Raw genomic sequence first — 23,995 nt, 5'->3', positions numbered from 1 at the left:
GATCGGGCTTCCGCTCAACGCTTCGCGATGTTCCAGAAGAGCGGGATCGGCGATTCGAGGATGCCCTCGAGGTCGGACCGGAACGCCACCGGGTTGAACCATTCCCCGAAGTTCACGTACGGCACCAGCGCGAATGCCTGCTGCTGCACTGCTTCGGCGCGCGCGAAGCGCTGTCCCGGGTCGTTCTCGAACGCGAACGCCTCGCGGAGCTCCTCCATCACCGGATCGCACGGCCAGCCGAACCACGCCCGCTCGCGGCACCCGCCACTCGTCACCACGCTCGCAAGCGGGTGCACGACGTCCATGCCGATGAACCACGTGGGGAAGATGTTCCAGCCGTTCTCCTCCGGCGGCGCGTCGAGCGCGCGGCGGCTGGTGAGCGTGCTCCAGTCCATCGCCTGGAGCTCCACGTTCACCCCGGCGTCCCGCAGGACGCCCGCCAGCATCAGCGCCGCGCCGCTCAGGATCGCGACGTCGGTCGGCTGCATCAGCACGACGGGCCGGCCGTCGTAGCCCGCCTCCTCGAGGAGCGACTGTGCCAGCTCGGGGTCGAACCCCATCAGCGCCTCCGCCCCGGCGTCGGTCTCGTAGGGGCTGCCGCAGCCGAAGTACGCCGGGCACGAGCGCCAGTGCTCCTCGTTCCCCACCACGGCGCGGAGGAACCGGGGCTGCTCCACCAGCCACAGCATCGCCTCGCGGGCCTTCGGGTGGTCGAACGGCGGGTACAGGTGGTTGAGGCGGATGTGCCCCTGCACGCCGACCGGGTCCAGGCGCTTCACCGTGACGTCGGGCGACGCCTCCATGATCGGCAGGAGGTCGTGCGGCGGGAGCTCGAAGTAGTCGATCTCCCCGGCGAGGAGCGCGTTCATGGCCGTCGCGGTGTCGGGGACGTAGAGCCACTCCACGCGGTCGACCTTCGCCACCTTGCCGCCGGCACCCCAGCTCGGCGGTTCGCTCCGCGGCACGTAGGCCTCGTTCCTGACGTAGACGACCCTGGCGCCCGGGACCCACTCGTCGGCCACGAACACGAACGGCCCGGACCCGATCACCTCGGGGACCTGCTCGAAGGGATCGGTCAGCGCGTGCCGCTCCGGCATGATGAAGAGCACGTTCGAACTCGCCTTGGAGAGCGACTCCAGCACCAGCCCGTACGGCTGCGTGAGGGTCAGGCGGAACGTCGCGTCGTCCACCGCCTCGAGCGCCGCGGTGACGTCCATGAGCTTCTGGCCCATGCCGTCGCGCGCCCCCCAGCGACGGATCGAGGCGACGCAGTCGGCCGCCGTCACCGGCGCGCCGTCGTGCCAGGCGAGCCCGTCCCGCAGCCGGAACGTCCAGGTCAGCCCGTCGTCGGACACCTCCCAGGTGTCGACCATCTGCGGCTGCACGTTGAACTCCGCATCGACCGCGAACAGCGTGTCGTAGACCATGTACCCGTGGTTGCGGGTGATGTAGGCCGTGGTCCAGATCGGATCGATGTTCTTGAGATCCGCGTGCACCACGGCCCGGAGCACGGTCTCCGCGCTGGCCGGGAGGGCCAGCGCGATCGAGGCCGCGAGCGCGAGGGCGGCGCTAGTCCGTGACACGCAGCGCATCTTCGGCGATCCGGGCAAGGAAGCTCGCGCCGATCGCAAGGTTGTCGTCGTTGAAGTCGTAGCTCGGGTTGTGGAGGGAGGCCGAATCGCCATTTCCGATCCAGGCGTAGGCTCCCGGGCGCTCCAGGAGGAAGAACGAGAAGTCCTCCGATCCCATCACCTGCATCTGCTCGGTCGTCACGGCTTCGCCGGTGATCTCGGAGGCGACCCGGCCGGCGAAGGCCGTTTCCTCGGCGTGGTTCACCGTGGGCGGGTAGCCCCGCTGGTAGTCGACGTCGGCCGTGGCGCCCAGCCCGCGGGCCACGGTCTCGCACACCTCCGGGAAGCGCTTCCGGACCATCTCGCCGGTCTCAGGCGAGAAGTAGCGGATCGTCCCGCAGAGCTCGGCGCTGTCGGGGATCACGTTGTACGCGTCGCCCGCGTGGAACTGGGTTACCGAGATCACGAGCGTGTTCTTGGGATCGCTCGTCCGCGACACCAGCGTCTGCACCGCCTGCACGATCGCCGCTCCGGCGATGATCGGATCGACCGACTGGTGGGGCATCGCGCCGTGCGCCCCCTTGCCCTGCACCGTGACCTTGAAGTTGTCGGCTGCGGCCATGATCGGCCCGGGCGCCACCCGAAGCTTTCCCTGCTCGAGGCCCGGCATGTTGTGCATGCCGAAGATGTTGCGCACCGGGAACCGCTCGAAGAGGCCGTCGTCGAGCATCGCCTTGGCACCCGCGAAGCCTTCCTCCGCCGGCTGGAACACCAGCACCACGTCGCCCTCGAAGTTCCGCGTCTCCGACAAGTACTGGGCGGCGCCAAGCAGCATGGTCGTGTGCCCGTCGTGGCCGCAGGCATGCATCACGCCGTCCGCCGAGGAGGCGTGCTCGCAGGAGTTCTGCTCGTGGATCGGGAGCGCGTCCATGTCGGCGCGGAGCCCGACCGAGGGGCCGCTGCCGTTCCGGATCCGACCGACCACGCCGGTGCCCCCGATTCCCTCGACGACCTCGTCCACGCCGAAGGAGCGGAGCAACTCGGCGACCCGCTTCGCGGTCCGGTGTTCCTTGTAGGCAAGTTCGGGATGGCGGTGAAAATCGCGGCGCCACTCGATCATGGCGTCGCTTCCGCCCGCAATACGGTTAATGACCGGCATGGGACCTCCTGTTTGGCTCCAAGGTACCATACCGGAGCCCGGCGACCGCCATCCGGAAGCCGTTGGACATACCTGACCATGCTTGTCAGGTATCCCCGACTCGTACGGTGTAAGCTGACTGGCCCGCGACCCTCGCCGCGACGGAGGCCGGATGGCGCGCGACCCGTCAACCGTAGTCCGGCTCGACCGCATCTACACGCGCGGTGGCGACCAAGGCCGAACGTCGCTCGGCAACGGACAACGGGTGCTGAAACATGCTCTCCGGATCCGCGCGGGCGGCGCGATCGATGAAGCGAACGCCTACATCGGCATTGCTCGGCTGCACGTCTCGCAGGCCGCCGACGCCATGCTGGCCCGCATCCAGAACGACCTCTTCGATGCCGGCGCCGACCTCACCACGCCCGCCCGGCGCGGCCGGCGGGCCGGGAATCTCCGGATCTCCGCCGCACAGGTGCAGCGCCTCGAGGGCGAAATCGACGAGCTCAACGCGCGGTTGGCGCCGCTGACCTCGTTCATCCTGCCGGGTGGCACCAGCGCTTCGGCCCATCTCCACGTCGCCCGGGCCATCGTCCGGCGGGCCGAGGTCGAACTGAGCGCGCTCGCCGCCCGCGCCGTGGTGCGGAATGAGCTGCTCGCCTACGTCAACCGCCTCTCGGACCACCTCTTCGTCCTCGCACGGACCGAGGCGGCGCGGGCTGGCGGCGACGTCCTCTGGGTACCGGGCGCCAACCAGTGAACCCAGCACAATCGAGGCGCTTCCGGCGCCTCCTGCTGACCGGTGCCGCCGGCGCCCTGGGCACGGTGCTCCGCGAGCACCTCCCGGCCCTCGCCGACGTCCTCCGGGTGTCGGACCGCGAGCCGCTCGGCCCGGCGCGGGAGCGCGAGGAGGTGGTCCCGTGCGACCTCGGCGACGCGGCCGGGATGCAGGCGCTCACCCGCGACGTCGATGCCGTCGTCCACATGGGCGGGGTCTCCGGCGAAGCCCCGTTCGCCGACCTCCACCACGGCAACATCCTCGGGATGTACCACCTGTTCGAGGGATGCCGGAAGAACGGGGTCGGACGCGTCGTCTGGGCCAGTTCCAACCACGCGATCGGCTTCTATCCCCGCACCCGGACCATCGACGCGACGGTACCGCAGCGTCCCGACACCAACTACGGGCTCACCAAGGCGTTCGGCGAGGACCTCGCGCAGTACTACAACGACAAGTACGGAATCGAGGCGGTGTCGCTGCGGATCGGCTCCTGCCGGGACCTGCCCATCGACCGGCGGATGCTCGCGACCTGGCTCTCGTACCCGGACCTCGTGCACCTCGTGGAGCGCTCCCTCATCGCACCGGCGGTCGGACACACGGTGGTCTTCGGGGTGTCGGCCAACCACGAGTCGTTCTGGGACAACCGCGCGGCCGCCGCGCTCGGCTTCCGGCCCAGGGACAACGCCGAAGCATACCGCGCCGACATCGAGGCCTCGACGCCGCCCGTCGGCCCGGACGACCCGCTGGTCAAGTACCAGGGCGGCCAGTTTGTGGCCATGCCGCACGCGGACGACGACGCGACGTAAGCCCGCTACATTTGGCGCCCGACGCGCCAACCCGCCGCCAACCTGAAAAGGGCATGCGCATGCCAGCCGACACCGCCAAACCGGGCCCGGAACAGGCCTACTTCGATGCCCTGGCCGACGGGCGCTTCATGCTGCAGCACTGCGACGACTGCGGGCGCAGCATCTTCTACCCGCGCGCCCTGTGTCCCCACTGTGGCGGCAGCGAACTCAGCGAGTGCGAGGCATCCGGGCGCGGCACCGTCCATGCCACCAGCGTCGTCCGCCGCCGCCCCGAACAGGGACCGCCCTACAACGTCGCGCTGATCGACCTCGAAGAGGGGCCCCGCATGATGAGCCGGGTTGAGACCATCGCGCCCGAGGCCGTGCGGATCGGCATGGCCGTCACCGCCGTGATCGACCGCTCCGGCGACGATCCCATGGTCGTGTTCCATCCGGCGGAGTCGAGCTCATGACCGGGCTCCGGGGAGCGGCGTCGATCGTCGGCGCCGGCACGTACGGCCTCGGCGAGGCCCCCGGGCTCAGCGAGCTCGAGATCACAGCCGGCGCGGTGCAGGCGGCGCTCGACGACGCAGGGCTGCGTCCGTCCGACGTCGACGGGGTCTTCTGCGCCTCGATGACCTTCAACATGGGCTCACTCACCCTCTGCGAGTACCTGGGCATCGCGCCCAAGTTCTCGGATTCGTCGATGATCGGCGGCTCCTCGAGCCTGGCGCATCTGCTGACGGCGATGATGGCAATCGCAACGGGGCAGTGCGACGTGGCCCTCGTCGCCTACGGCAGCAACCAGCGGTCCATGTCAGGCCGCCTCGTGTCGACCTCGAGGCCCGATCCGTTCGAGAGTCCGTACGGACCACGCCAGCCGATCACCTCCTATGCGCTCGCCGCCTCGCGCCACATGCACGAGTACGGCACCACGCGCAAGCAGCTGGCGGAGGTGGCGACGGCAGCGCGCGCCTGGGCGGCCATGAACCCCGACGCCTTTCTCCGCGAGCCCCTCTCGATCGAGGACGTCCTCAATTCGCGACCGATCAGCGATCCCTTCACGGTGCGCGACTGCTGCCTAGTCACGGACGGCGGCGGCGCGGTCATCCTCACCTCGCCCGAGCGCGCCCGCGATCTCGAGCGCCCGCCGGTCCCGGTGCTCGGTGGCGCGATGGCCCACTGGCACCGCGCCATCACCAACATGCCGGATCTGACGGTGACGGCCGCGAGCGACTCGGGCCCACGCGCCTATGCGATGGCCGGCGTGTCGGTGGACGACATCGACCTCGTGCAGGTGTACGACGCGTTCACGATCAACACGATCATGTTCCTCGAGGACCTCGGCTTCTGCGCCAAGGGCGAGGGCGGCGCCTTCGTCGAGGACGGCGCGATCGCCCCCGGCGGCAGGCTCGTGGTCAACACCAACGGCGGCGGCCTCTCGTGCTGCCATCCCGGCATGTACGGGATCTTCCCGCTCATCGAGGCGGTGCGGCAGCTGCGCGGCGACTGCGGCGAGCGCCAGCAATCCAACCCGGAGATCGCCCTCGCGCACGGGAACGGCGGCCTGTTCTCGAGCCAGGTCACGTTGATCCTCGGTGCCGACGGGACGGTTTAGCCCGACGGCAGGCACGGGAAGCTGGCGGCGGCCGATATCCGGACGACGTCTACCGGGCAATCTTGCGTCATTTAACGGCTGGACCAGGAGGTGCAGGTCCGGAAGGGGGCCGCTCCCCTCTCTCGTTGCTCGCCCTTATTCCCGGAACAGATCGGCGTGGGTTCCGGTACGGGCCAAATACAGTTTCCCCTCGCGAACCCGGTAGATCAGGATCCAGTCTGGTTCGAGGTGGACATCCCGATAACCGGTCCAGGGACCGCGCAATGCATGGTCCCGATACCGTGCCGGCAGGGGGTGTTGTCGAACCAGTGCGGTCAGCAACGCTCGCAGTTTGGCCAGGTGCTTGCCCCGTCTGCGCGCCCTTGCGACGTCTCGCTTGAATTGCGTCGAACGGACCGGGGTCAGCAGTTCAGATACCAACGTCCTCGAACAACTCCTCGGCGTCGGCGAACGGTTTGCCCCTGCCCTCTTCAAGCTCCTGGATCGCCTGGACGGTCAAGGAATTCGGCACCTCAACCGCGAACGGAAGACGCCTTTCCTCTGCCACCCGCAACAGCAAGAGACGGATTGCATCTGACATCGAAAGACCCATCGCCCGGAGCGCGTCCGCCGCCCGGTCCTTGGTGTCCCGATCAATCCGGGCTCGCACGACTGCATCCGCCGGCATTGACTCCCCTCCCGATTGTAGTCCTATTGTAGCTACTTACTCAGACTGTTGAAAGCCCTTTATGACGATGAAGGCTTCCCCAAGTGATCATCGACACCTCGGCCATCCTCGCCATCCGTTTCGGGGAAGCGGATGCAGTCCGCTACGAACATGCCTCCGCTGCCCACCGGCCGACAGACAGCGCTTGCCTGGTGCCACCGCACGGAGACCGGTGCATCGGGTGCCGATCCAGACATGGCAAACCAGCCCATAAAGCGGTATTCATATCGGCCCAACCAAGGCCTGATTGTTATCCTAACTACATGTTAATATGAATTAATCGTAGTACACGAAGCGGCCATGAATCCGGTCATATCTGCGGCCTCCGGCGAGGCTGAGGACCACGGCGAACGCACTGCTCGGATGGGTCCCCTGCTCATTACCGAAGGATCCAAGCACCGCGCGGAACTCACCGATCTGGTCGTCGAACTGGCGATCCGGTCGACCGGATTCCGGCGCAGCCTGCCGGACGGCGTGCTGATGGGGCTCGCCACGCTCGTCCGCGCGATGAACTGCTACTACAGCAACCTGATCGAGGGGCACGACGTCCATCCGGTTGACATCGAACGCGCGCTCAAGGGCGACTACAGCACCGAGCCCGAACAACGCGATCTCCAGCTTGAGGCGAAGGCCCATATCGAAGTCCAGAAATGGATCGACGGCGGCGGCCTGAAGGATCGCGCGGTGACGGTTGCCGGCCTCACGGAAACCCATCGCCGATTTTGCCAGCTGCTCCCTGACGCACTGCGCTGGATCGAAGAGCCAGACACGAAGGAGCGTGTTGCCGTTATCCCTGGCGCCTTTCGCGAACGCCACGTGCGGGTGGGTCGGCATTCCCCGGTCAGCCCCAGCGCGGTGCCGCGTTTCCTTGACCGGTTCGAGGCCGTCTACAGCCGCCTTGGCACGACGGACACGATCATGGCCTCCGCCGCTGCCCATCACCGCCTCCTCTGGATCCATCCGTTTCTGGATGGCAACGGGCGGGTCGCCCGCATGATGTCTTACGCCATGCTCCGGGACGCACTCGACACCGGTGGCGTCTGGTCGATCGCACGGGGGCTTGCGCGCCACGCCGACGCCTACAAGGCGCAACTGGCAGCCTGCGACCTGTCTCGCCGGAACGATCTCGACGGACGCGGAAACTTGAGCGAACAGGCACTGGCGGAGTTCACGCGGTTTTTTCTCCGCTTGTGCATCGACCAGGTACAGTTCATGGGAGGGCTGGTTACCCTTGAGCGCCTGCACAGCAGAATCATGGTCTGGGCGGAAGAAGAAGAACGCGTCGGCACCCTGCCCATGAAATCAGGCGCCGTGCTGGAGGCGGTGTTGTTCCGCGGCGAACTGCCGCGCGGCGACCTTCCGAACCTGTTGGGAACGAGGGAACGGCAAGCCCGTCGGGTGACCTCTGCCCTGCTGAAGCACGGAGCCTTGCAGTCCGAATCCTCGCACGCCCCGCTTCGGCTCGCTTTCCCGGCACGACTGGCGTCGCGTTGGCTGCCGGGACTGTTCCCGGAAGCAGCAGACTAATCGGCATGCCCTGCTCACGGATGTCCCACTGCTCTGCCCGCCTTGACTGCAACACCGACCGACGAGAACTCCGGCGAACAGGTTTCAGGATCGCTAAGGCGCGGTCGGCCGTCGCTTCGCCCAATTGCCAACATGGCCCGGTCAGCTTGGGGCCCCTCCCTCTCGAACGGCGATGCCAACCGTCTCGCGGGATCGCCACAGTCCGCGTGCCGCACAGCGGTGGTTCGCGCCGTCGACCTGGCGGCGGATCAGGCAGTCACTCGGGCACTATGGTGCCAACAGCGGCTCAAGGCGGGCAGAAGCATCTTCCGTGAAGGGATTGAAGAACTCGACGCCGCCCAGGCGCCGGCCATCCTGCATGTCCTCACTGAGGATCGCCGAGCAACCGCTCTGCCGGGCCGTGGCCCAGAGCATCGCCTCCCAGAACGACAGCCGGTGTTCCCCGACTGCATCCATCGCTTCGACCAGGGCCACCGTGTCGGCCGAAGTCACGTGAAAGACGTCGAGCCAATCGCGCACGAGAGCGCTTGCAGCCGCAGGCGCGAGAAGGCCCTTTCGTGTCGTTGCGTGAAAGAACTCGGCAAGTGCCTGCGCGGCGAGCACGCAGTCGCTCCGGGCGGCCCGACCCACGAGCGCCCGGGACAGTTCGTGGCGTACTCCGGCATCGCGGTCAACGGCATAGACAAGAATGTTCGTGTCAAGGGAGAATCGGCCCTTAACGGTCATAGAGCTCGTCGCGCCGGATTTTCAGGCCGCCGAGCGAGGCACCGTCTTCCAGCCGTGCCATCATGCGCTGGTACGCCGCCGTCCAAACTGGGTCCACCGTCCGATCGCCCCGGTGGGGGACGAGCATCGCGATGGGCACACCGCGCCGGGTGATGACCAATTCATCGCCGCCCTCCACCTCCCGAATCAGCTTCGAGAATTCCTGATTGGCGGTCATTAGGGAGACGGTTCGCATGGACTCAGCCGTTGTCTAGCAAGTGCAATGTTGGTACTTGCGTCAGTGGCAGATTGTAAGGCGCAAACTGGCGATTTTTTCGCTGTTCTCCTGGGCAACCTCTGCTCGATCTTCGAATGGACCGGTGCTCGCGAGAGGCGGCGGCATGTCGGCGCTTGCGTGCCGGAGTTGTCGGCCTCGGCGGTTGCGGGATGTTCAGCTGACCTCTTCGCACTGACTGCAACACCGGCGGGGCAGAAACCTGGTGAACCAGATCCGTGACCGTAGTGGCGCGACCGACGAATGCTTCGTCCAACCGCCAAGATGGCCCAGTTTGGCTTGGGCCCCCTCTTTTGAATGTCAGCGGTAATCGTCTTTCAGGTTCGCCAGAGGGGAGTGAGCCGCCCGAGTATTCACCGAAAGGGTGGTTTGGGCCGCACTCGACTAGCACATTTTATGACGCTAACATGCGTGAACATACCTGAGGTTGTGACATGCAATTCCGGAATTTCGTCGAAGACCAAGTCTTCTCGCCGACTCTCATTGCCAATGCGCTACGGACTACCAAGTCCGAGATCGCGGGGACACTGGGGCTCGGAAAGGATGCGTTCTCGCGCCAGACCAGAATCCGAGCGCGGAAGACCCAGACCCGTTTGCGCGAGATGTTGGAGATCCTCAACCGCATTGAGGCCGAGACAGGGTCTCCGATCGGAGCCTATGCCTGGTTCCGGGCAGAGCCCTTGCCCGGCTTCGGAGGCATGACACCGGATCAACTGGTGCGTGACGGCCGGGCCAGCCACGTCCATGCGTATCTCGACCGCGTCATGGCCGGCGGCTATGCGTGAATCTTCCGCCAACTGATGCACTTCAAAGAGCTGGTGTACCGGGCACACAATCCGCAGTGGGCATGGACTCCCTTATCCGGCGAAGGCGCGCGACGCCACGGTGGGCGCTTTAATCGGCGTGGTATTCCGGCAATCTACACCTCGCTCACGGTGCTGACCGCCATACGCGAGGCCCAGCCCGCGGGCCGGCCAATCCAACCACTCACGCTCTGTGCGTACGAGGTTGACGCGGAACCCGTCTTCAATGCATCGGACGAAGAGCAGCGCCTCACATTGGGTATAGAAGAAGCCGATCTTGCATGTCATCGCTGGGAAGCAGAAATGCTGGCTGGTTCGATCCCCGCCTCACAGGCTCTGGCAGACCGGCTGATCGCGGCGGGGTATGTGGGCATGCGGGTCCGAAGCTATGCCATTGGCAGCAGTCCCGACGACATCAATCTGGTCATGTGGAAATGGAGCTCTAGCCTACCGACGAAGCTGATTCTGATCGACGACGACGGGCGCCTCTCCGGACATTGATCGGGTGTCCCGGAGGTTCGACCCTCCGATCGCATCACGAGAGGAATCCACAGCAAATCAACCTGAACGGCATTGACGCAGGTGCACGGCCGCCGGCCAAGTCGCACGCCGAAGCTGCTGGGCCACCGGCTGCAGGCAGTGGCTGAGAAAGCAACTTGCCGCATTCCCGTCGGACCCGGTCGTCAGGTCCAGCCATCGCCTTTCCGCCGCCGTCCGGCGTCAGTACGGCCATCGGACCATGCAGCCATGCCGGCCTGGCGCGCCATGGCTTCCTTGACGAGTTCCGCGCGCGAGCGCGGCCCTTGGAACAGGTCCCCTTCCGCGTGCAGGTTGAATTTCTCGACCAAGCGATCCATCGCGTCGGCATGACGTTCCACCCTCCTGTCGGCGTGGATGTGCCGGATCTCCAGACCCCATAGATCCAGCGCCCTGGCGACGAGCAGCGTTCGGTGGCAGTCCAGCGGTTCCCTTTCCGCACACATGAGAGCGATCGATTGCCTCGCCGCTCCCCGCAGGACGCGGCCGATCCCTGCCCGGAACGGCTCCGTGCGCATGACCCGTTCATAGCTGACACGTCCATGCTCGTAGAGCGCAGGATCCCTGGGCCGTCCGCCCAGCTCTCCACCGAGGAACACGTAGTCGATGCCGCGCGTCTCGAGCGCCGCGGCCAGTGCTTTGCGATTGAAGTGCGGGTGGCGGCGGCTATGGGGCACCGAACGCACGTCGGCGAGCGCGGTGACGCCGTGTTGCAATAGAAGGGCCAGAAACCCGTCCAACGGGTGGTTGGAGTGGCCGATCGTGAACACGGCTTTGGTGGTCGTACCGCCCGCTGTCATCTCGTCACCGACCGCCATTGAGAATTTCGGCTACCCGCTCCCCGAATCCCGGTGTTCAGGCCCGCGGAGCCCGATCACCAGATGGTAGTTGTTCGCTCCCCGCGACAGGCTCGCCGGGAGTCCGGCGCCGTCACGCATACGACCTGCCGCTGCCGGGTCGCGTGGTCGTACCCTGTCTGCCGCCCCCGCGTGAAGTCCTCCCGTGTCTCCGGGACCAACCCGACACAGCAGAGCCGAGGAAGGGCCGCCACGCGTCGTCGGGCAGCGTATGCTCGGTCGATTGCCGTGGGCCGGCCAGGTCGCCCCGCAGGTTGATACGAACCCGGGGAGGCCCTCGTGACCAGACCACTCGCCTATTGCGCCATCGCTGCGCTGTCCATCTCGTTCGCCGAACCGGGCCCCGTCCACGCACAGGCAACGGAGAGCGATGCTGCGCGGGAACGGGTGGCTGCCTGGAATGATCGGTGCGGTACGTTGTGGGCGGAACTCCAGCCGTGGGGGACGTCTCGTCTGCACAGTCCGGACGAGGCCGTCGCGCGCGGATTCATCGCGGTTCTCGCCGGCCGAGGTGGACCAGTTCGGATGGCCGAGGAGTACCTTCACTCCTGCGTACCAGTGATCGACCAGATCCTGAAGTCCGAAGTCGGCGGGCTGTGCCGGCAGTGGATGCGGGAGCTCGCCCAGGGACCCGGCGTTGGTGTCGATGCCCTGTTGCGCGAGCCCGAGCAGGTTCTGGCAGGGCTGGAATCCCTTGACGAACTCCAGCAAGCCGCCGAAGGGTACCTCGGGATCTGTGTTCCGCAGTACGCGGCCGCCATCGACAGCACCGGCCCCTACTCCGAATAACAGCGCCGAAGCGCTCCGGTAGAAACGCCGCAGCGCGTCGAAGACGCGCGGCCGAGCCCGGCAGCCAACCCCTGAGGATCGCCGGGCAGCGCCCATCCGAAGTGCCGTCCAGGTCAAAGCGGCGGTTCCACCAACTGCCGGGGGTCTTGGCGGACCGCTTGTTCCCCGGCAGTGGGCTTCGGTAACCCTTCGCGCGCCGGTGCGTCGGCGCGGTACCGGTGCGTTCACGATGCCGCGCAAGGCGGGTAGCATGTGGGACAACCACGGTTCCATCCGGATGACCCGGCATTGCCGGGAACGGACGAGCAGGACAAGGCGCGCGGCAGGTAGTCTGCGAACGCCGGCGCCGCGACGGCCAGGGTGCAGAGACCTGAAGCCAGGACCGTGGAGGAGAAAGCGATGGACCGAGCACGCCGCCACCACGACATGGGAGGGCTTGAGGCCGGGTCCATCGACCGCGCGGAACGCGACCCCGCGCCGTGGGAGAAGCGGGTCGACGCGCTCATGGTGCTCCTGAGGCAGCAGGAAATCCTCACGGTCGACGAGCTTCGCCGCGGGATCGAGGAACTCGGCGCCGACGCCTACGACCGCTACAGCTATTACGAGCGGTGGATGGCCTCCATGACGAACCTCCTGCTCGAAAAAAGGGTCATCGAGGTCGACGAGCTTGGCGAGCGCATGGCGGAGATCGAAGCGGGGCGCCACGAGGCGCTCCGGTGAGCGGCCCGGCACCAAGATATGCGCGTGGCGGCCGCGTCCGGGTCTCCGAACGGTTCCCTCCGGGGCACGTGCGCACGCCTTGGTACTGCCGCGGCAAGATCGGCCAGGTAGAACGGATCTGCGGACGCTTCCGGAATCCGGAGCAGCTCGCCTACGGCGACCGGGAGGCCGCTCTGGAGACGCTCTACCGCGTCGGATTCCCCAGCAGGTCGCTGTGGCCCGACTACCGTGGCAGCGAGCGCGACCGCGTCGAAATCGAAATCTACGAGCATTGGCTCGAACCGGTGTCGGGAGATACCGAATGACTGGGCCTGCCGGCGGGAACACGCACGGCCACGACCACGACGGCTACGACGTGGATCCCACGCACCACCACCCCCCGCAACCGGATCTGGAGGACACCCCTCTCGTCCGACACCAGGTGATGCAAATGGCGGTGACCTCGCTTCTTGTCGAGAAGGGGATCTTCAGCGCGGACGACATGCGGGCACAGGTCGAGCGGATGGACGCCCTAAACCCGAGCACCGGCGCACGTCTCGTAGCCAGGGCTTGGGTCGACCACGCCTTTGGCAAGCGCCTGCTGACCGATTCCAATGCGGCCGCAGCGGAGCTCGGCATCGATATCGGGCCGATTCCGATCCTCGTGATGGCGAACACACCCCGAACCCACAATCTGGTGGTGTGCACCTTGTGCTCGTGCTATCCGAAGTTCCTGCTCGGTCTTCCCCCCGACTGGTACAAGTCCCGGAACTACCGCCGCCGGGCAGTGCGCGAGCCGCGCCGCGTGCTGGCCGAGTTCGGCACCGATCTCGACCCTGACGTCAGCATCCGGGTGCACGACAGTACCGCCGACATGCGTTACCTGATCCTGCCTATGCGCCCGGCCGGCACGGACGGCATGAGCGAAGAAGACCTGGCCGGCCTGGTCACCCGGGACGCACTCATCGGGGTCACCGTGCCGGTTGCCACCTAGTGGCACGAGCGGACGCGCGGCGCGGTGACGGTTCGCAAACCCTTTCTCGCCAAGATGTCTTCGTAAGCCGCCGTTCCGTCCGCGCTGGCCACCGCAGGCAGCGTCCCTCCCGGCAGTGCTCGCAGTTCACCAGATATTTCGGACGCGCAGTTACAAGTGTCATCAGCCGTGGGCCCTGCATCAGGTAAACGAATAGAGTCTGTCATTATTATCATTATTTTAGATGGTTGACGTTCCCACAAGTGCGCCTCCCTGAACCCTGGGAACCGGCCCCGGATCGCCTCGGAGGCGGGCGGATGCCCTTGGCCTTCCTTGGCGTCGGGTTCTCAGCCCGTATGCTCTGCCCGCAGAGGATGGATGCTCATCCTCGATGGGAGGAAACTGCAATGACTACTCAAACCGTTCGGAGGACCGGTTCCCTCATCCTGGGAGCAGTCGTCGCCGGCGCGGTAGCACTGGTTACGAGCACAGCTTCGGCGCAGGACTACGTAACCGATGAGATGCTGCTTGAGGCAGCCCAGGATCCCAACAACTGGCTCATGGCGCCACGGGACTACTCGGGCACTCGGTACAGCCCGCTTGCCCAGATCAACACCAAGACGGTCAAACGCCTGGTACCCAAGTGGACCTTCTCGTTCGGCGTTCTCGACGCGCAGAACACCACGCCGCTCGTGAACAACGGCGTGATGTACGCGACCGCCTCGCACGGCCGGACCTTCGCGATCAACGCTCGCACTGGCGACGAGATCTGGCGGTACTACGACGAGATTCCGGAGGGGGTCGCGGGCAACATGTGCTGCGACATCGGCAACCGTGGCGTCGCGCTGTACGGCGACAAGGTCTTCGTCGCGACACCGGATTCCGATGTGGTAGCCCTCGACTCCAAGACGGGTGAAGTCGTCTGGCACACCAACATCGGGAACTGGGAAGAGGCGTACACCATGACCGTTGCCCCCCTGGTCGTGAAGGGCAACGTGATCGTGGGCCTGTCCGGGGCGGAATACCCCACCCGGCTCTACATCGAAGCGCTCGACGCCGAAACCGGTGAGCAGGCGTGGCGGCGCTACACCATCCCGGCGCCGGGCGAGCCGAATCACGATACCTGGGGGAGTGCAGAATCCGCCGCGTACGGCGGCGCCTCGGCGTGGATCACCGGTGCCTACGATCCGGAACTCGACACCCTGTACTGGGGCGTCGGCAACCCGAACCCCGACTGGGACGGCGTCGACCGCCCGGGGGACAACCTCTACTCCAACACCACGCTCGCCCTTGATCCCTCGACCGGAGAGATCAAGCACTGGTACCAGTACACCCCGCACGACGTCTGGGACTACGACGGCAACAACGAGCCCGTCCTGATGGACGTCGACGGCAGGCAGCTGTACTTCCACGGCGACCGCAACGGTCTCCTGTACGCGATCGACCGGACCGACAGCAGCTTCGTCTGGGGGGTCCCGATCTCCAAGGTCAACTGGATGACCGGGTTCACGCCCGAGGGCCGACCCATCGTGAACCCCGAGAAGGTGCCGAGCTACGACTACGAAGCGAAGGACATCTGTCCTGCGTCCGAAGGCGGCAAGTGGTGGAATCCCATGTCGGTCAATCCGCACACCAAGATGATCTTCGTGCCCAGCCGCGAGATCTGTGTGGACATCAAGAGCGCCCCGCTCGGCGAGGGGCTCAACCCGCCGGTGCGGACCGTCGGCAAGCCCTACTGGGGCATCGGCACGATCGGCTGGAACCCCGGCTACGGACAGCTGGTGGCGTTCGACGCACGGACCGGGGAGAAGACCTGGACCGTCAAGGCGCCGTCCCCCTACACCAGCGGCCTGCTCACCACGGGCGGCGGTCTGCTGTTCGCGGGGACGCCGGAGGGCTACTTCAAGGCGTACCGGCAGGAAACCGGCGAAGAGCTCTTTTCCTACAACATCGGCACCGGCATCTTCGGCAGCCCGATGACCTACGCCATTGACGGCAAGCAGTATGTTGCCGTCCCGGCCGGGTTCGGCGGCTGGACGGGCTGGGCCATCTTCGGGAAAGGTGGAGCACCGCAACTGAAGGACAGCCGCAAGGGTGGCTACCTGATGGTGTTCGGTCTCTTCGACAGATGATTCGGCGCAGCGTCAGCCCGGGCTGACGCGCCGCAACCGCAGGGCCCCGGGGAGAGCACACACTCTCCCCGGGGTCTATGTCTGCAAACGTTCGCGGGGAACCCGGCAGGATGCGTTTCAAGCCTGTTCTCAATGCCATGCTCGGCGCCGCGCTGGCGGCGACCGTCGCGAGCGCCGCGGCGGCTCGTGCCGCGGATGACGCGAATCCCTTCACGGGCGATCCCGATGCCATCGCGGAAGGCAAGCGGCTGTGGGCCCAGACCGGCTGCTATGCCTGTCACGGCAAGGAGGCGGGCGGCGCTGTCGGTCCCGACCTCACGGACGACCAGTGGGTGTATCGACCGACCGACGCGACGATCTTCAAGGCAATTGCCAAGGGTCGGAAGGGAACCAACATGGTCGGCTGGTCGAGCAGCCTGACCGACGAGCAGATCTGGAAAGTCATCGCCTACATTCGATCGCTGTACAAGGGCGATCCCGGCAAGATCATCTGGTAGCTGTCAGAACCGACGATCATCGCCGATTGGCCGCACAGCGCTGGGTGCCGGAACGAAGCGGACCTGCGACGCCATCGCCCGCTGGCTATCCTGCAGCCTTCGGGCGTTCGTACTACGTCCGCCCCGAAGGTCCGAGAGGTGGATGGGCTCATGAAGACGTTGCGAATTTGTGCGCTAGCCGCGGTGATCATCGGTGGTTCCACTCCGCTGCACGCCGAAGAGCCCTTTGGCTCGATCGCCCTGTCACGGGATTCCATCGGTAGCTTCGCCTGGGGTATCGCTTGGAACCCTGACAACGCTCAGGAGGCAGAGGCGGAGGCGCTCGTCCTGTGCCAGACGCATGGCGGACGGGACTGCCAGGTGGTCGGCCAGTCCCGCAAGGCCTGCGGAGCCCTCGCAATCGGCAACGACGGCGGCTACGGAACGGGGTGGGGCGTGCTGCGGGTAGCGGCCGCTCAGGAGGCGCTGGCGGAGTGCCGGGCCGAGAGCGCCCGGTGCCAGCTCGAGCTCGCACGATGCTCACAATTGCAACAGGCGGGCGGCTCCGGTCGCATCGAGCAGCCGGTGGTCTTGGCAAGACCTGCAGGCGAAGACGGGCCCGCCACGGTGTTGGACGTGATCTGCCCGGGGCGAAATCCATTCGGCCAGCCGGTGTGGTTCAATTGCTGGAGCGAACTGGCGAATCAGCCCGGGTGCTACTTCTGGTACCTGGATCAGACTCGCTGGATCGGCTTCCCCACCCACGAAAGTGCCAGCTGGTCGGGAACGTGCCGAGGCGGCGTGGCTGACGGGGAGGGCGTGCTGTCGGGGACGTCCAACCGGGACTTCAGATGGCGGGTTGCACACGAAGGCACCCTCTCGAAGGGGAAGAAACACGGCCGCTGGGTCGAGACGAGAACCACTGCCCGTGGCAGCACCCGCGAGGAAGGACACTATGTGCACGGGGGCCGCGACGGCGAATGGACCGTCGACCACTGGTCGAAATGCGAGATGATCAACTACCCCGTGGCAAACTGGATGGATGCCAGGGACCCCTGCTAGTACATCGCTAGCCCACCGGACGCGGTCGTCACAAGGCGGTGCGAGGCACCCGGACGACCACGTCTAGCCGTCCGCGACAGCGGCCAACGCATACCTGCGAAGGTGGCGCTGCCGTTGGCGGCCGTTGATTCCCTCAGGCTAGGGCTCTATCGAACAGGGCCAGCAGCCGGCCCCAGGCTCGCTCCGCCTGCGCCTCGTGGTACACGGCAGAGTCCAGCGAGCACCAGCCGTGGAGCGTGCCGGCATAAACCTCGATCTCCGCCGGCAGTCCGGCGGCGGCAAATGCTCTACGGAGCGTGGTCTTGGCCTCCGGTTCCTTCGCGTCATCGTTCTCGGCGATCGCCACCAGGTAGTGCGCGCCCATCGTGCTGACGAGCAGATGCGGGCTGTCGGGCGCGTCGGTCACCAGCCTCCCGCCATGGAACGATGCGCCGGCGCCAATCCGGTCGGGAAACTCGGCCGCGGTGCGCATGGTCATGGCACCACCCATGCAGTATCCCGTCGTTCCCATCTTGCGGTCCCCGGCCACTGCGTCCTGGCTGTCCAGGAAGGCAACGAAGGCTCGGGCGTCGGTCACGGTGTGCCTCGGGCTCAGGGCGCGCATCAGGGGGATGATCTTTGCGCGCGTTGACTCGTCGCGAAAAGAGGCGCCCTCCGGCGCGACGGGCGCCTTCGCGGTTCGGTAGTAGGGATTGACGACCAAGACCGCGTAGCCTGCTTCGGCCAGTCTCCGCCCCATCTCCTCGAACGCCGGTCGCAATCCGAGCGCATCGGGCCAGACCAATACGCCTGCATGGGCACCGCTCGAGGGATGAACGAAGTGACAGTCAGCCACGCCGTCGGGCGTCGGCACCTCGATATCCGTGGCCGTCACCGCATGCGCGGCTGCCGTCAAGGGGAGGAGTGACGCCGCTCCCGTCCCGAGGGACAGCGCCCCGAACCTGCGCCGGGTCAGGTTCCCTGAACGGCGCAGGTAGACCTCCGCGTCTTGCTGTGTTCTCTCGTCGCACATATCGCTCCTCCACTCGCATCGGCTCGCATGGCCGCCGCACGGTGTCGCCATGCGGACCGGCAGGCCGGCTTTCCTTGCGGCACAACACCGGGGCGCGGACCGGGCTCCACCTGACGGTACCCGCGAGTCTCCATCTCGGCAGCCTCCGTCCCAATCGTGTCGGGACGGAGCGGGCGGTGCCCGGCGCGTCGGTTCATCTAGCGGCTGACACAGACTCGCTGAACTTGCGGACCCGCGATCAGTGGTTCCACCAGGGCAGGTCGGAGAACGCCCGCAGATCCAGCTCGTGCGTCCAGGCCGAGCGATGCTGTTGCGCGAGATGGAAGTACGTCTCGGCGATCTTCGCGGGAAGCAGCAGCCCGTCATGCTCCATGCCCCGTTCCTCACGAAGCTTCTGAAAGGCCTCGGGCCCGAGCATCTTGCCGAGGGTGTCGGGCGCATCCACCGACCCGTCGATCAGGATATGGACGACGTGGATCCCCTTGCCGCTGAATTCAGCATTGAGGGACTGGCACAGCATGCGCCGCCCTCCCATGGCCGCCGCATGGGAGTGCTGCTCCTTGTTGCCGCGCATCGCCGCAGTGGCCGAGGTCACCAGGATCGTTCCCTTGCCCCGCTTCACCATGAGCGGACACACGCTGGTGGCCACGCGGAACAGGCCGAACGTGGCCATGCGCCACCCGCGTTCAAACGCCTTGTAGGTCGTATCGGAGAGGGTGCGGTTGCCGATCTGGGCTCCGAGGTTGTAGACGACGACCTCGATGGGCCCGATGTTCGCTTCCACGTCCGTGATCCGGTCCTCGATGCTGTCGGGTTCGACGGCATTCAACAGGAACCCCGACGCGCTGCCGCCTTCTCGCTCGATGCTGGTGACCGACTTCTTCAGACCCTCTTCGTCGGTACGGCGGCACAGGACCGCGTGGTAACCCTCGCTGGCAAAGCGTCTGGCGACGTTACTCCCGATACCGGCGCCGGCACCGATCACAAGACAAACTGGCTGCATGGAACTGGAACTCACGGGCGATTGGCGGATGGGCGGACCCTCGACAACCCGTAGCAGCGGCACCGGCAAGTCATCCGGGCGGTTCGGGCCGTCATTGCCTGCCTGATACAGGTGGTACACTCGCGGGCCGCACCTTACAGCACGCGGCGACGGACGCATCCGCGCGATCGAACTCCGCGCCGACATTCAGCGCAGCGGCGTTGCGAAGCGACGGGAGCGGCGCGGTGCCGCTGTCCCAATCCCCCGACGCCCGCCTGCCCGGGCCTCCGAGAAGCTGCCGATGCACGTTCATCTCGATGCCGTAGGAGGTGCCGCCGGCGACATGTTCGCGGCGGCAATGGTCGACGCCCGTCCCGACTACGGTGAGGCCGTGGAGGCGGCGGTCCAGGCGCTGCGGCTCGGCGACCGGGTATCCATCGCATTCGAAGCGCACAGCGACGGCATCCTGAGCGGAAGCCGTTTCCGGGTGGCCTGCCCGGCTCCCCCGCATGCAACGCCGGCGGACACGGTACGGGAATGGATCGCGCAGGCCTCACTGGAGCAGGCGGTGCAGGAGCGAGCGCTCGACATTCTCGAGCTGCTCGCCAATGCCGAAGCCGAGGTCCACGGGATACCGGTGGCCGAGGTGGCGTTTCACGAACTGGGCGGCCTGGACACGCCAGTGGACCTGGTCGCAGCGGCGGCGCTGATCGAGGCCGCCGGATCGCCCACCTGGTCGTGCGGCGCGCTCCCCCGCGGTCGGGGAATGGTCAAGACGGAGCACGGGCTGCTCCCGGTTCCCGCGCCAGCCACTTCCCTGCTGCTGGCCGGCATGGTGATGGTCGACGACGGGGTCGAGGGCGAACGCATCACGCCGACCGGCGCCGCCATCCTGCGCCATCTCGCACCGGAGCAGGCGGCAGACTTCGTGCCTCGGCGACTGCTCGCCACCGGCCACGGGTTCGGCAGCAGCACGTTCGAGGGCCGGAGCAACGTCCTCAGGGCCCAGTTCTACGATCCGGTGGCTGTTGAGCTGCAGGGTGATCAGGTCGCCGTGCTGACCTTCGAGGTGGACGACCAGTCGCCGGAAGATCTTGCGGTCGGGCTCGAGCGGGTGCGCGCCAGCGACGGCGTGCTCGACGTCACGCAGCAGGCCGTCTCCGGCAAACACAATCGGATGGCGGTCCGGGTCCAGGTGCTGGCTCGCCCCCAGCAGGTCCGCGCAGTGGCTGAGCGCTGCTTTCTCGAGACCACGACCCTGGGGTTGCGCTGGACGCTGACCGATCGCCTTCTTCTGCCGCGGACCATGGTAACCGTCGGTGGCACGGCAGGATCTGTCCGCGTTAAGGTTGCCGAGCGTCCCGGCGGCCGGCGCTCCGCGAAAGCGGAGATGATCGACGTCAGCGCCGCCGATTCCGGCCGAGCCGGACGGGCCGAACTGCGTGCCAGCGCCGAACAGCAGGCGTTGGCCCGAGCCGATGGAAATCATGATGGAATTGAGCGTGCCGACCGCGACGACTGACTTGCTGGCCTCCCTGCACGGCGTGCTGGACGCGATGGGACCCGTTGCCGTCGCGGTCAGCGGAGGCGTCGACAGCACCACGCTTGCCGCGCTTGCGCTGACACGGAAACCATCCGAAACACGGCTGTTCCACGCGGTCTCCCCGGCCGTTCCCGCCGCGGCCACCGAACGGTTGCGGGCCCTGGCTGAACCGGCCGGCTGGCCGCTCAGCATCATCGACGCCGGCGAGTTCTCGGACCCGAACTACCTCCGCAATCCGGTCAACCGCTGCTTCTACTGCAAGCACAACCTCTATCGGACGATCCGCCAGCACACGACGTCGACCGTGCTCTCCGGGGCCAATCTGGACGACCTCGACGACTTCCGCCCCGGCCTCCGGGCGGCCAAGGATCACGCCGTGCGTCATCCGTGGATCGAGGCCCGCATCGACAAGGCGGCGATTCGCCGGCTGGCGGCCGAACACGGTCTCGAGCAGTTCGCAGGCCTCCCGGCGTCCCCCTGCCTGTCGAGCCGTGTCGAGACCGGCATATCGATTGCCGATGATGTCCTCGACGCCATCGATTCGGCTGAACAGATGCTGCGTCAGGAGCTGACGCCTGCCACGGTCCGCTGCCGCGTGCGCGCGGACGCCGTCACGGTGGAACTCGACGGTCCGACCCTGGAACTGCTGGATGAGGACGAGCGGCGCGACCTTGGCGAGCGCGTGCGCGCACTGTTTGCCGGGACCGATCGCCACGGGCCCGTGGGGTTTGCGTCGTACCGGCGCGGGAGCGCAGTGATCCGAGGGCAACCCGGTGAGTGACGTCAGCCGCGAGGTCCTGCTGGATGCCGGACGGCGGGCCCGCATCGGCCTGGACGAAGCGATCCTGTGCGAAACGAAGACCCTCGCGCAACTTTCGCACATCCTCGATGAAGCTACGGCCGCTAACCGCAGCACGTTCCTGACCCGGTTATCGGAGCGGCAGGTCCAGGCGTTGCGGGAAGAGCATGCGGCTGCCCTCGACTACCACGCGCTCTCGCAGACCGCCATCCTTGGTGACGTCCTGCCGCCGGAAGGCCCGGCCCGCATTGCGATCGTGGCGGCCGGATCATCTGATGCGGCCGTCGCCCACGAAGCCGCCCGTACGCTGGCCTACGCCGGAGTTCCCAGCGATCTCGTGTGCGACGTCGGCGTGGCGGGGCTGTGGCGCCTGCTCGACCAGGTCGACCGGCTCGCCGAGATGGACGTGGTCATCGCAGTCGCCGGGATGGATGCCGCCATGGTCAGCGTAATCGGCGGTCTCGTCCCGGGGCTGGTGATCGCCGTGCCCGTCTCTACCGGGTACGGGGCCGCCAGGAACGGCGAGACCGCGCTTTATAGTTCGCTCACCAGCTGCAGTCCCGGTGTCGCCGTTGTGAACATCGACAACGGCTTCGGGGCCGCCTGCGCCGCCTTGCGCGCAATCGGGCACGCGCGGGCGAACCGGGCCGACCCTGTCGGAGTCGACCATGCACGTTGACATGAACTACGACCGCGGATCCCTGGCCGTCAACGTGGCACCGGACTGGCGGGCAACCGTCCTGCACAAACCGGCTATGCCGGTGCTCGCCGATCCGTCCGGGGCCGTCGGAGAGGCGTTGGACGCCCCAATCAAGGCACCAGGTCTCCGTGAGGCCGCTGCCGCATCAAAGTCGGCCTGCATCCTGATCTGCGACATCACGCGTCCCGTGCCCAACGGCGACATCCTGCCGGTCGTCCTGCGCACGCTGCTGGCGAGCGGGATGCCGGCCGAGGCGATCACCGTCCTCGTGGCGACGGGGTTGCACCGACCCAACGAGGGCGAGGAACTGCTCGAGCTGGTCGGCGACAGGTGGGTCCTCGACGCGGTCCAGGTGGCGAACCATTTTGCCCGCCGCGACGAAGATCACGTGGAGGTCGGCACCACCCGGCGCGGCAACGTCATCAAGCTGGACCGGCGGTTTATCGAGGCGGACCTGCGCCTGGCCATCGGCCTCGTGGAGCCGCATTTCATGGCGGGCTACTCGGGCGGGCGAAAGATCATCGCTCCCGGTGTCGCGCACGCCGACACGATCACCACGTTCCACAGCGCCCGTTACATGGAAGACCCGAACGCGGCCAACTGCGTGCTCCAGGACAATCCACTGCACGATGACCAGCTTGAGGTGGTCCGAATGATCGGCGGCGCGTACGCGATCAACACGGTGCTCGACGACGAGCGACGGATGTCCTTCGTCAACTACGGCGAGATTGTGGATAGCCACCTGCAGGCGGTGGCGTTTACCCGCGCTTATACGGAGCTCCCGGTGCCTGAGCGCTATCCGACGATCGTCACGTCAAGCGCCGGCTACCCGCTCGACAAGACCTATTACCAGACGGTCAAGGGGATGGTCGGCCCCCTCGACATCCTGGAGCCACGGGGGCACCTCATCGTGGTCTCGGCCTGCTCGGAGGGCATGGGATCTTCGGAATACGTGGATGCGCAGCGGCGTCTCATCGCCCTAGGGCCGGACCGGTTCCTGGACAGTCTTCTCGACAAGCAGCATGCCGACATCGACGAATGGCAAACCGAAAAACAGCTTGCCCCCATGCGTGCCGGTACCGTCTCGCTGTACACAACGGGCCTGAATCAAGAGGAGCGTGCTCTGACCGGTGTCGCGATGATCGATTCGGTCGAAGAAGCCATTGCCCGGAGCGTGGCCGAAGCCGGCGACCCCCGGGTGGCGTTCGTGCCAGAAGGCCCCTACGTCGTACCGCAATACACCCCCTGAGAGGCGACCGGCTCTCGGTCGCTATCGGCCCGAACCAGGTCGGTGCGCTCAATCGTCTCCCCGGTTGCCGGGGATACGGCATTCGCCGCAGGCTTGACGAATACGGTCGCCAAAATGTTGCGTGCTGTTTGAGGCCCCGGCCGGGAATCCCAAAACCACCTCGACACGGCACGATGGCCGTTCCGCGGGGCGGCTCTCACGACGGGCGCAGGCGCACTTGGCGCCGCCGGAACCTGCTTCGCTACGGCATGTGGACGAACTC

At 66.6% G+C, this 23,995-nt stretch carries 25 protein-coding genes and 1 pseudogene; 17 read left to right on the top strand and 9 right to left on the bottom strand.

Annotated features, from left to right (window positions below):
- Nucleotides 1–14: 14 nt before the first annotated feature.
- Together OXH60_07675 and OXH60_07670 are read right to left on the bottom strand one after the other, a co-directional pair.
- Nucleotides 15–1,592, bottom strand: coding sequence for an ABC transporter substrate-binding protein (locus tag OXH60_07675; protein MDE0711998.1), 1,578 nt, complete (start codon nt 1,590–1,592; stop codon nt 15–17).
- Complete coding sequence (locus OXH60_07670; protein MDE0711997.1) at nt 1,570–2,730, bottom strand: M20 family metallopeptidase; 1,161 nt, start codon at nt 2,728–2,730, stop codon at nt 1,570–1,572. The genes OXH60_07675 and OXH60_07670 overlap by 23 nt, the downstream gene beginning before the upstream one ends.
- Before the next feature lie 151 nt (nt 2,731–2,881).
- Here OXH60_07670 and OXH60_07665 point away from each other — a divergent pair, with 151 nt between their 5' ends.
- The 4 genes from OXH60_07665 to OXH60_07650 are packed head-to-tail and all read left to right on the top strand — an operon-like array spanning nt 2,882 to nt 5,887.
- Entirely contained in the window at nt 2,882–3,466 is a 585-nt protein-coding gene (locus tag OXH60_07665; protein MDE0711996.1) for a cob(I)yrinic acid a,c-diamide adenosyltransferase, read from the top strand.
- Nucleotides 3,463–4,290 carry an NAD(P)-dependent oxidoreductase gene (locus OXH60_07660; protein MDE0711995.1) on the top strand — a complete coding sequence of 276 codons (828 nt, stop codon included), beginning with the start codon at nt 3,463–3,465 and terminating at the stop codon, nt 4,288–4,290. The genes OXH60_07665 and OXH60_07660 overlap by 4 nt, the downstream gene beginning before the upstream one ends.
- 53 nt (nt 4,291–4,343) lie before the next feature.
- A complete protein-coding gene (locus OXH60_07655) occupies nt 4,344–4,742 on the top strand; it encodes a Zn-ribbon domain-containing OB-fold protein (GenBank protein MDE0711994.1) in 399 nt (132 codons plus the stop codon).
- The gene (locus OXH60_07650) at nt 4,739–5,887 is read left to right on the top strand and encodes a thiolase (protein MDE0711993.1); all 1,149 of its coding nucleotides are present in this window, start codon (nt 4,739–4,741) and stop codon (nt 5,885–5,887) included. Before OXH60_07655 ends, OXH60_07650 begins: the two co-directional genes overlap by 4 nt.
- A 135-nt stretch (nt 5,888–6,022) precedes the next feature.
- On the opposite strand, the gene OXH60_07645 is transcribed toward OXH60_07650, so the two are convergent.
- Both OXH60_07645 and OXH60_07640 read right to left on the bottom strand, forming a co-directional pair.
- Complete coding sequence (locus tag OXH60_07645; protein MDE0711992.1) at nt 6,023–6,307, bottom strand: type II toxin-antitoxin system YafQ family toxin; 285 nt, start codon at nt 6,305–6,307, stop codon at nt 6,023–6,025.
- The gene (locus OXH60_07640) at nt 6,297–6,554 is read right to left on the bottom strand and encodes a type II toxin-antitoxin system RelB/DinJ family antitoxin (GenBank protein MDE0711991.1); all 258 of its coding nucleotides are present in this window, start codon (nt 6,552–6,554) and stop codon (nt 6,297–6,299) included. The genes OXH60_07645 and OXH60_07640 overlap by 11 nt, the downstream gene beginning before the upstream one ends.
- Nucleotides 6,555–6,893: 339 nt before the next feature.
- Here OXH60_07640 and OXH60_07635 point away from each other — a divergent pair, with 339 nt between their 5' ends.
- Nucleotides 6,894–8,120 (top strand): Fic family protein, encoded by a 1,227-nt coding sequence (locus OXH60_07635; protein MDE0711990.1) that lies wholly within the window; start codon nt 6,894–6,896, stop codon nt 8,118–8,120.
- Nucleotides 8,121–8,387: 267 nt separating this feature from the next.
- Here OXH60_07635 and OXH60_07630 read toward each other — a convergent pair whose 3' ends face one another.
- Nucleotides 8,388–8,846, bottom strand: a complete 459-nt coding sequence (locus OXH60_07630) for a PIN domain-containing protein (protein ID MDE0711989.1) — start codon at nt 8,844–8,846, stop codon at nt 8,388–8,390.
- Nucleotides 8,836–9,081, bottom strand: a complete 246-nt coding sequence (locus OXH60_07625; GenBank protein ID MDE0711988.1) for a type II toxin-antitoxin system prevent-host-death family antitoxin — start codon at nt 9,079–9,081, stop codon at nt 8,836–8,838. The genes OXH60_07630 and OXH60_07625 overlap by 11 nt, the downstream gene beginning before the upstream one ends.
- 473 nt (nt 9,082–9,554) lie before the next feature.
- On the opposite strand from OXH60_07625, the gene OXH60_07620 reads away from it, so the two are divergent.
- Complete coding sequence (locus OXH60_07620) at nt 9,555–9,905, top strand: DUF2384 domain-containing protein (GenBank protein MDE0711987.1); 351 nt, start codon at nt 9,555–9,557, stop codon at nt 9,903–9,905.
- A 15-nt stretch (nt 9,906–9,920) separates the two neighbouring features.
- Nucleotides 9,921–10,424: an RES domain-containing protein gene (locus tag OXH60_07615; protein ID MDE0711986.1), complete on the top strand. Its 504-nt coding sequence runs from the start codon at nt 9,921–9,923 to the stop codon at nt 10,422–10,424.
- Between the two features lie 182 nt (nt 10,425–10,606).
- Here OXH60_07615 and OXH60_07610 read toward each other — a convergent pair whose 3' ends face one another.
- On the bottom strand, nt 10,607–11,278 hold the full coding sequence (locus OXH60_07610) for a DUF488 domain-containing protein (protein MDE0711985.1): 672 nt from the start codon (nt 11,276–11,278) through the stop codon (nt 10,607–10,609).
- Between the two features lie 318 nt (nt 11,279–11,596).
- On the opposite strand from OXH60_07610, the gene OXH60_07605 reads away from it, so the two are divergent.
- The 6 genes and pseudogenes from OXH60_07605 to OXH60_07580 all read left to right on the top strand — a co-directional run bounded on the left by OXH60_07605 (nt 11,597) and on the right by OXH60_07580 (nt 17,448).
- A complete protein-coding gene (locus OXH60_07605; GenBank protein MDE0711984.1) occupies nt 11,597–12,106 on the top strand; it encodes a hypothetical protein in 510 nt (169 codons plus the stop codon).
- Between the two features lie 426 nt (nt 12,107–12,532).
- Nucleotides 12,533–13,131 (top strand): annotated as a pseudogene (locus tag OXH60_07600) (nitrile hydratase subunit beta).
- Nucleotides 13,128–13,799, top strand: coding sequence for a nitrile hydratase subunit alpha (locus OXH60_07595; GenBank protein ID MDE0711983.1), 672 nt, complete (start codon nt 13,128–13,130; stop codon nt 13,797–13,799). The pseudogene OXH60_07600 and the gene OXH60_07595 overlap by 4 nt, the downstream one beginning before the upstream one ends.
- 386 nt (nt 13,800–14,185) lie before the next feature.
- Entirely contained in the window at nt 14,186–15,910 is a 1,725-nt protein-coding gene (locus tag OXH60_07590) for a PQQ-dependent dehydrogenase, methanol/ethanol family (protein ID MDE0711982.1), read from the top strand.
- 110 nt (nt 15,911–16,020) lie between these two features.
- Entirely contained in the window at nt 16,021–16,407 is a 387-nt protein-coding gene (locus tag OXH60_07585; protein MDE0711981.1) for a c-type cytochrome, read from the top strand.
- A gap of 150 nt (nt 16,408–16,557) precedes the next feature.
- Entirely contained in the window at nt 16,558–17,448 is an 891-nt protein-coding gene (locus OXH60_07580; protein ID MDE0711980.1) for a DUF4189 domain-containing protein, read from the top strand.
- A 133-nt stretch (nt 17,449–17,581) separates the two neighbouring features.
- Here the strand turns inward: OXH60_07580 and OXH60_07575 are convergent, their stop codons facing one another.
- Both OXH60_07575 and OXH60_07570 read right to left on the bottom strand, forming a co-directional pair.
- Complete coding sequence (locus OXH60_07575) at nt 17,582–18,460, bottom strand: dienelactone hydrolase family protein (GenBank protein ID MDE0711979.1); 879 nt, start codon at nt 18,458–18,460, stop codon at nt 17,582–17,584.
- A gap of 238 nt (nt 18,461–18,698) precedes the next feature.
- Nucleotides 18,699–19,463: an SDR family NAD(P)-dependent oxidoreductase gene (locus OXH60_07570; GenBank protein MDE0711978.1), complete on the bottom strand. Its 765-nt coding sequence runs from the start codon at nt 19,461–19,463 to the stop codon at nt 18,699–18,701.
- 280 nt (nt 19,464–19,743) lie between these two features.
- On the opposite strand from OXH60_07570, the gene OXH60_07565 reads away from it, so the two are divergent.
- From OXH60_07565 to larA, 4 genes are read left to right on the top strand one after another with little or no spacing between them, the layout of a single operon-like run.
- Entirely contained in the window at nt 19,744–20,964 is a 1,221-nt protein-coding gene (locus OXH60_07565) for a LarC family nickel insertion protein (protein MDE0711977.1), read from the top strand.
- Nucleotides 20,930–21,766, top strand: a complete 837-nt coding sequence (locus OXH60_07560; protein MDE0711976.1) for an asparagine synthase-related protein — start codon at nt 20,930–20,932, stop codon at nt 21,764–21,766. Before OXH60_07565 ends, OXH60_07560 begins: the two co-directional genes overlap by 35 nt.
- The gene (gene larB, locus OXH60_07555) at nt 21,759–22,463 is read left to right on the top strand and encodes a nickel pincer cofactor biosynthesis protein LarB (protein ID MDE0711975.1); all 705 of its coding nucleotides are present in this window, start codon (nt 21,759–21,761) and stop codon (nt 22,461–22,463) included. Before OXH60_07560 ends, larB begins: the two co-directional genes overlap by 8 nt.
- Complete coding sequence (gene larA / locus OXH60_07550) at nt 22,453–23,733, top strand: nickel-dependent lactate racemase (protein ID MDE0711974.1); 1,281 nt, start codon at nt 22,453–22,455, stop codon at nt 23,731–23,733. The genes larB and larA overlap by 11 nt, the downstream gene beginning before the upstream one ends.
- Nucleotides 23,734–23,995: the final 262 nt, after the last annotated feature.

Source organism: Rhodospirillales bacterium, assembly GCA_028824295.1.
Taxonomy (GTDB): Bacteria; Pseudomonadota; Alphaproteobacteria; order TMED109; family TMED109; genus VXPW01.
The sequence above is the reverse complement of the archived record's forward strand: the minus strand, read 5'-3'. Positions and strand labels throughout refer to the sequence as shown.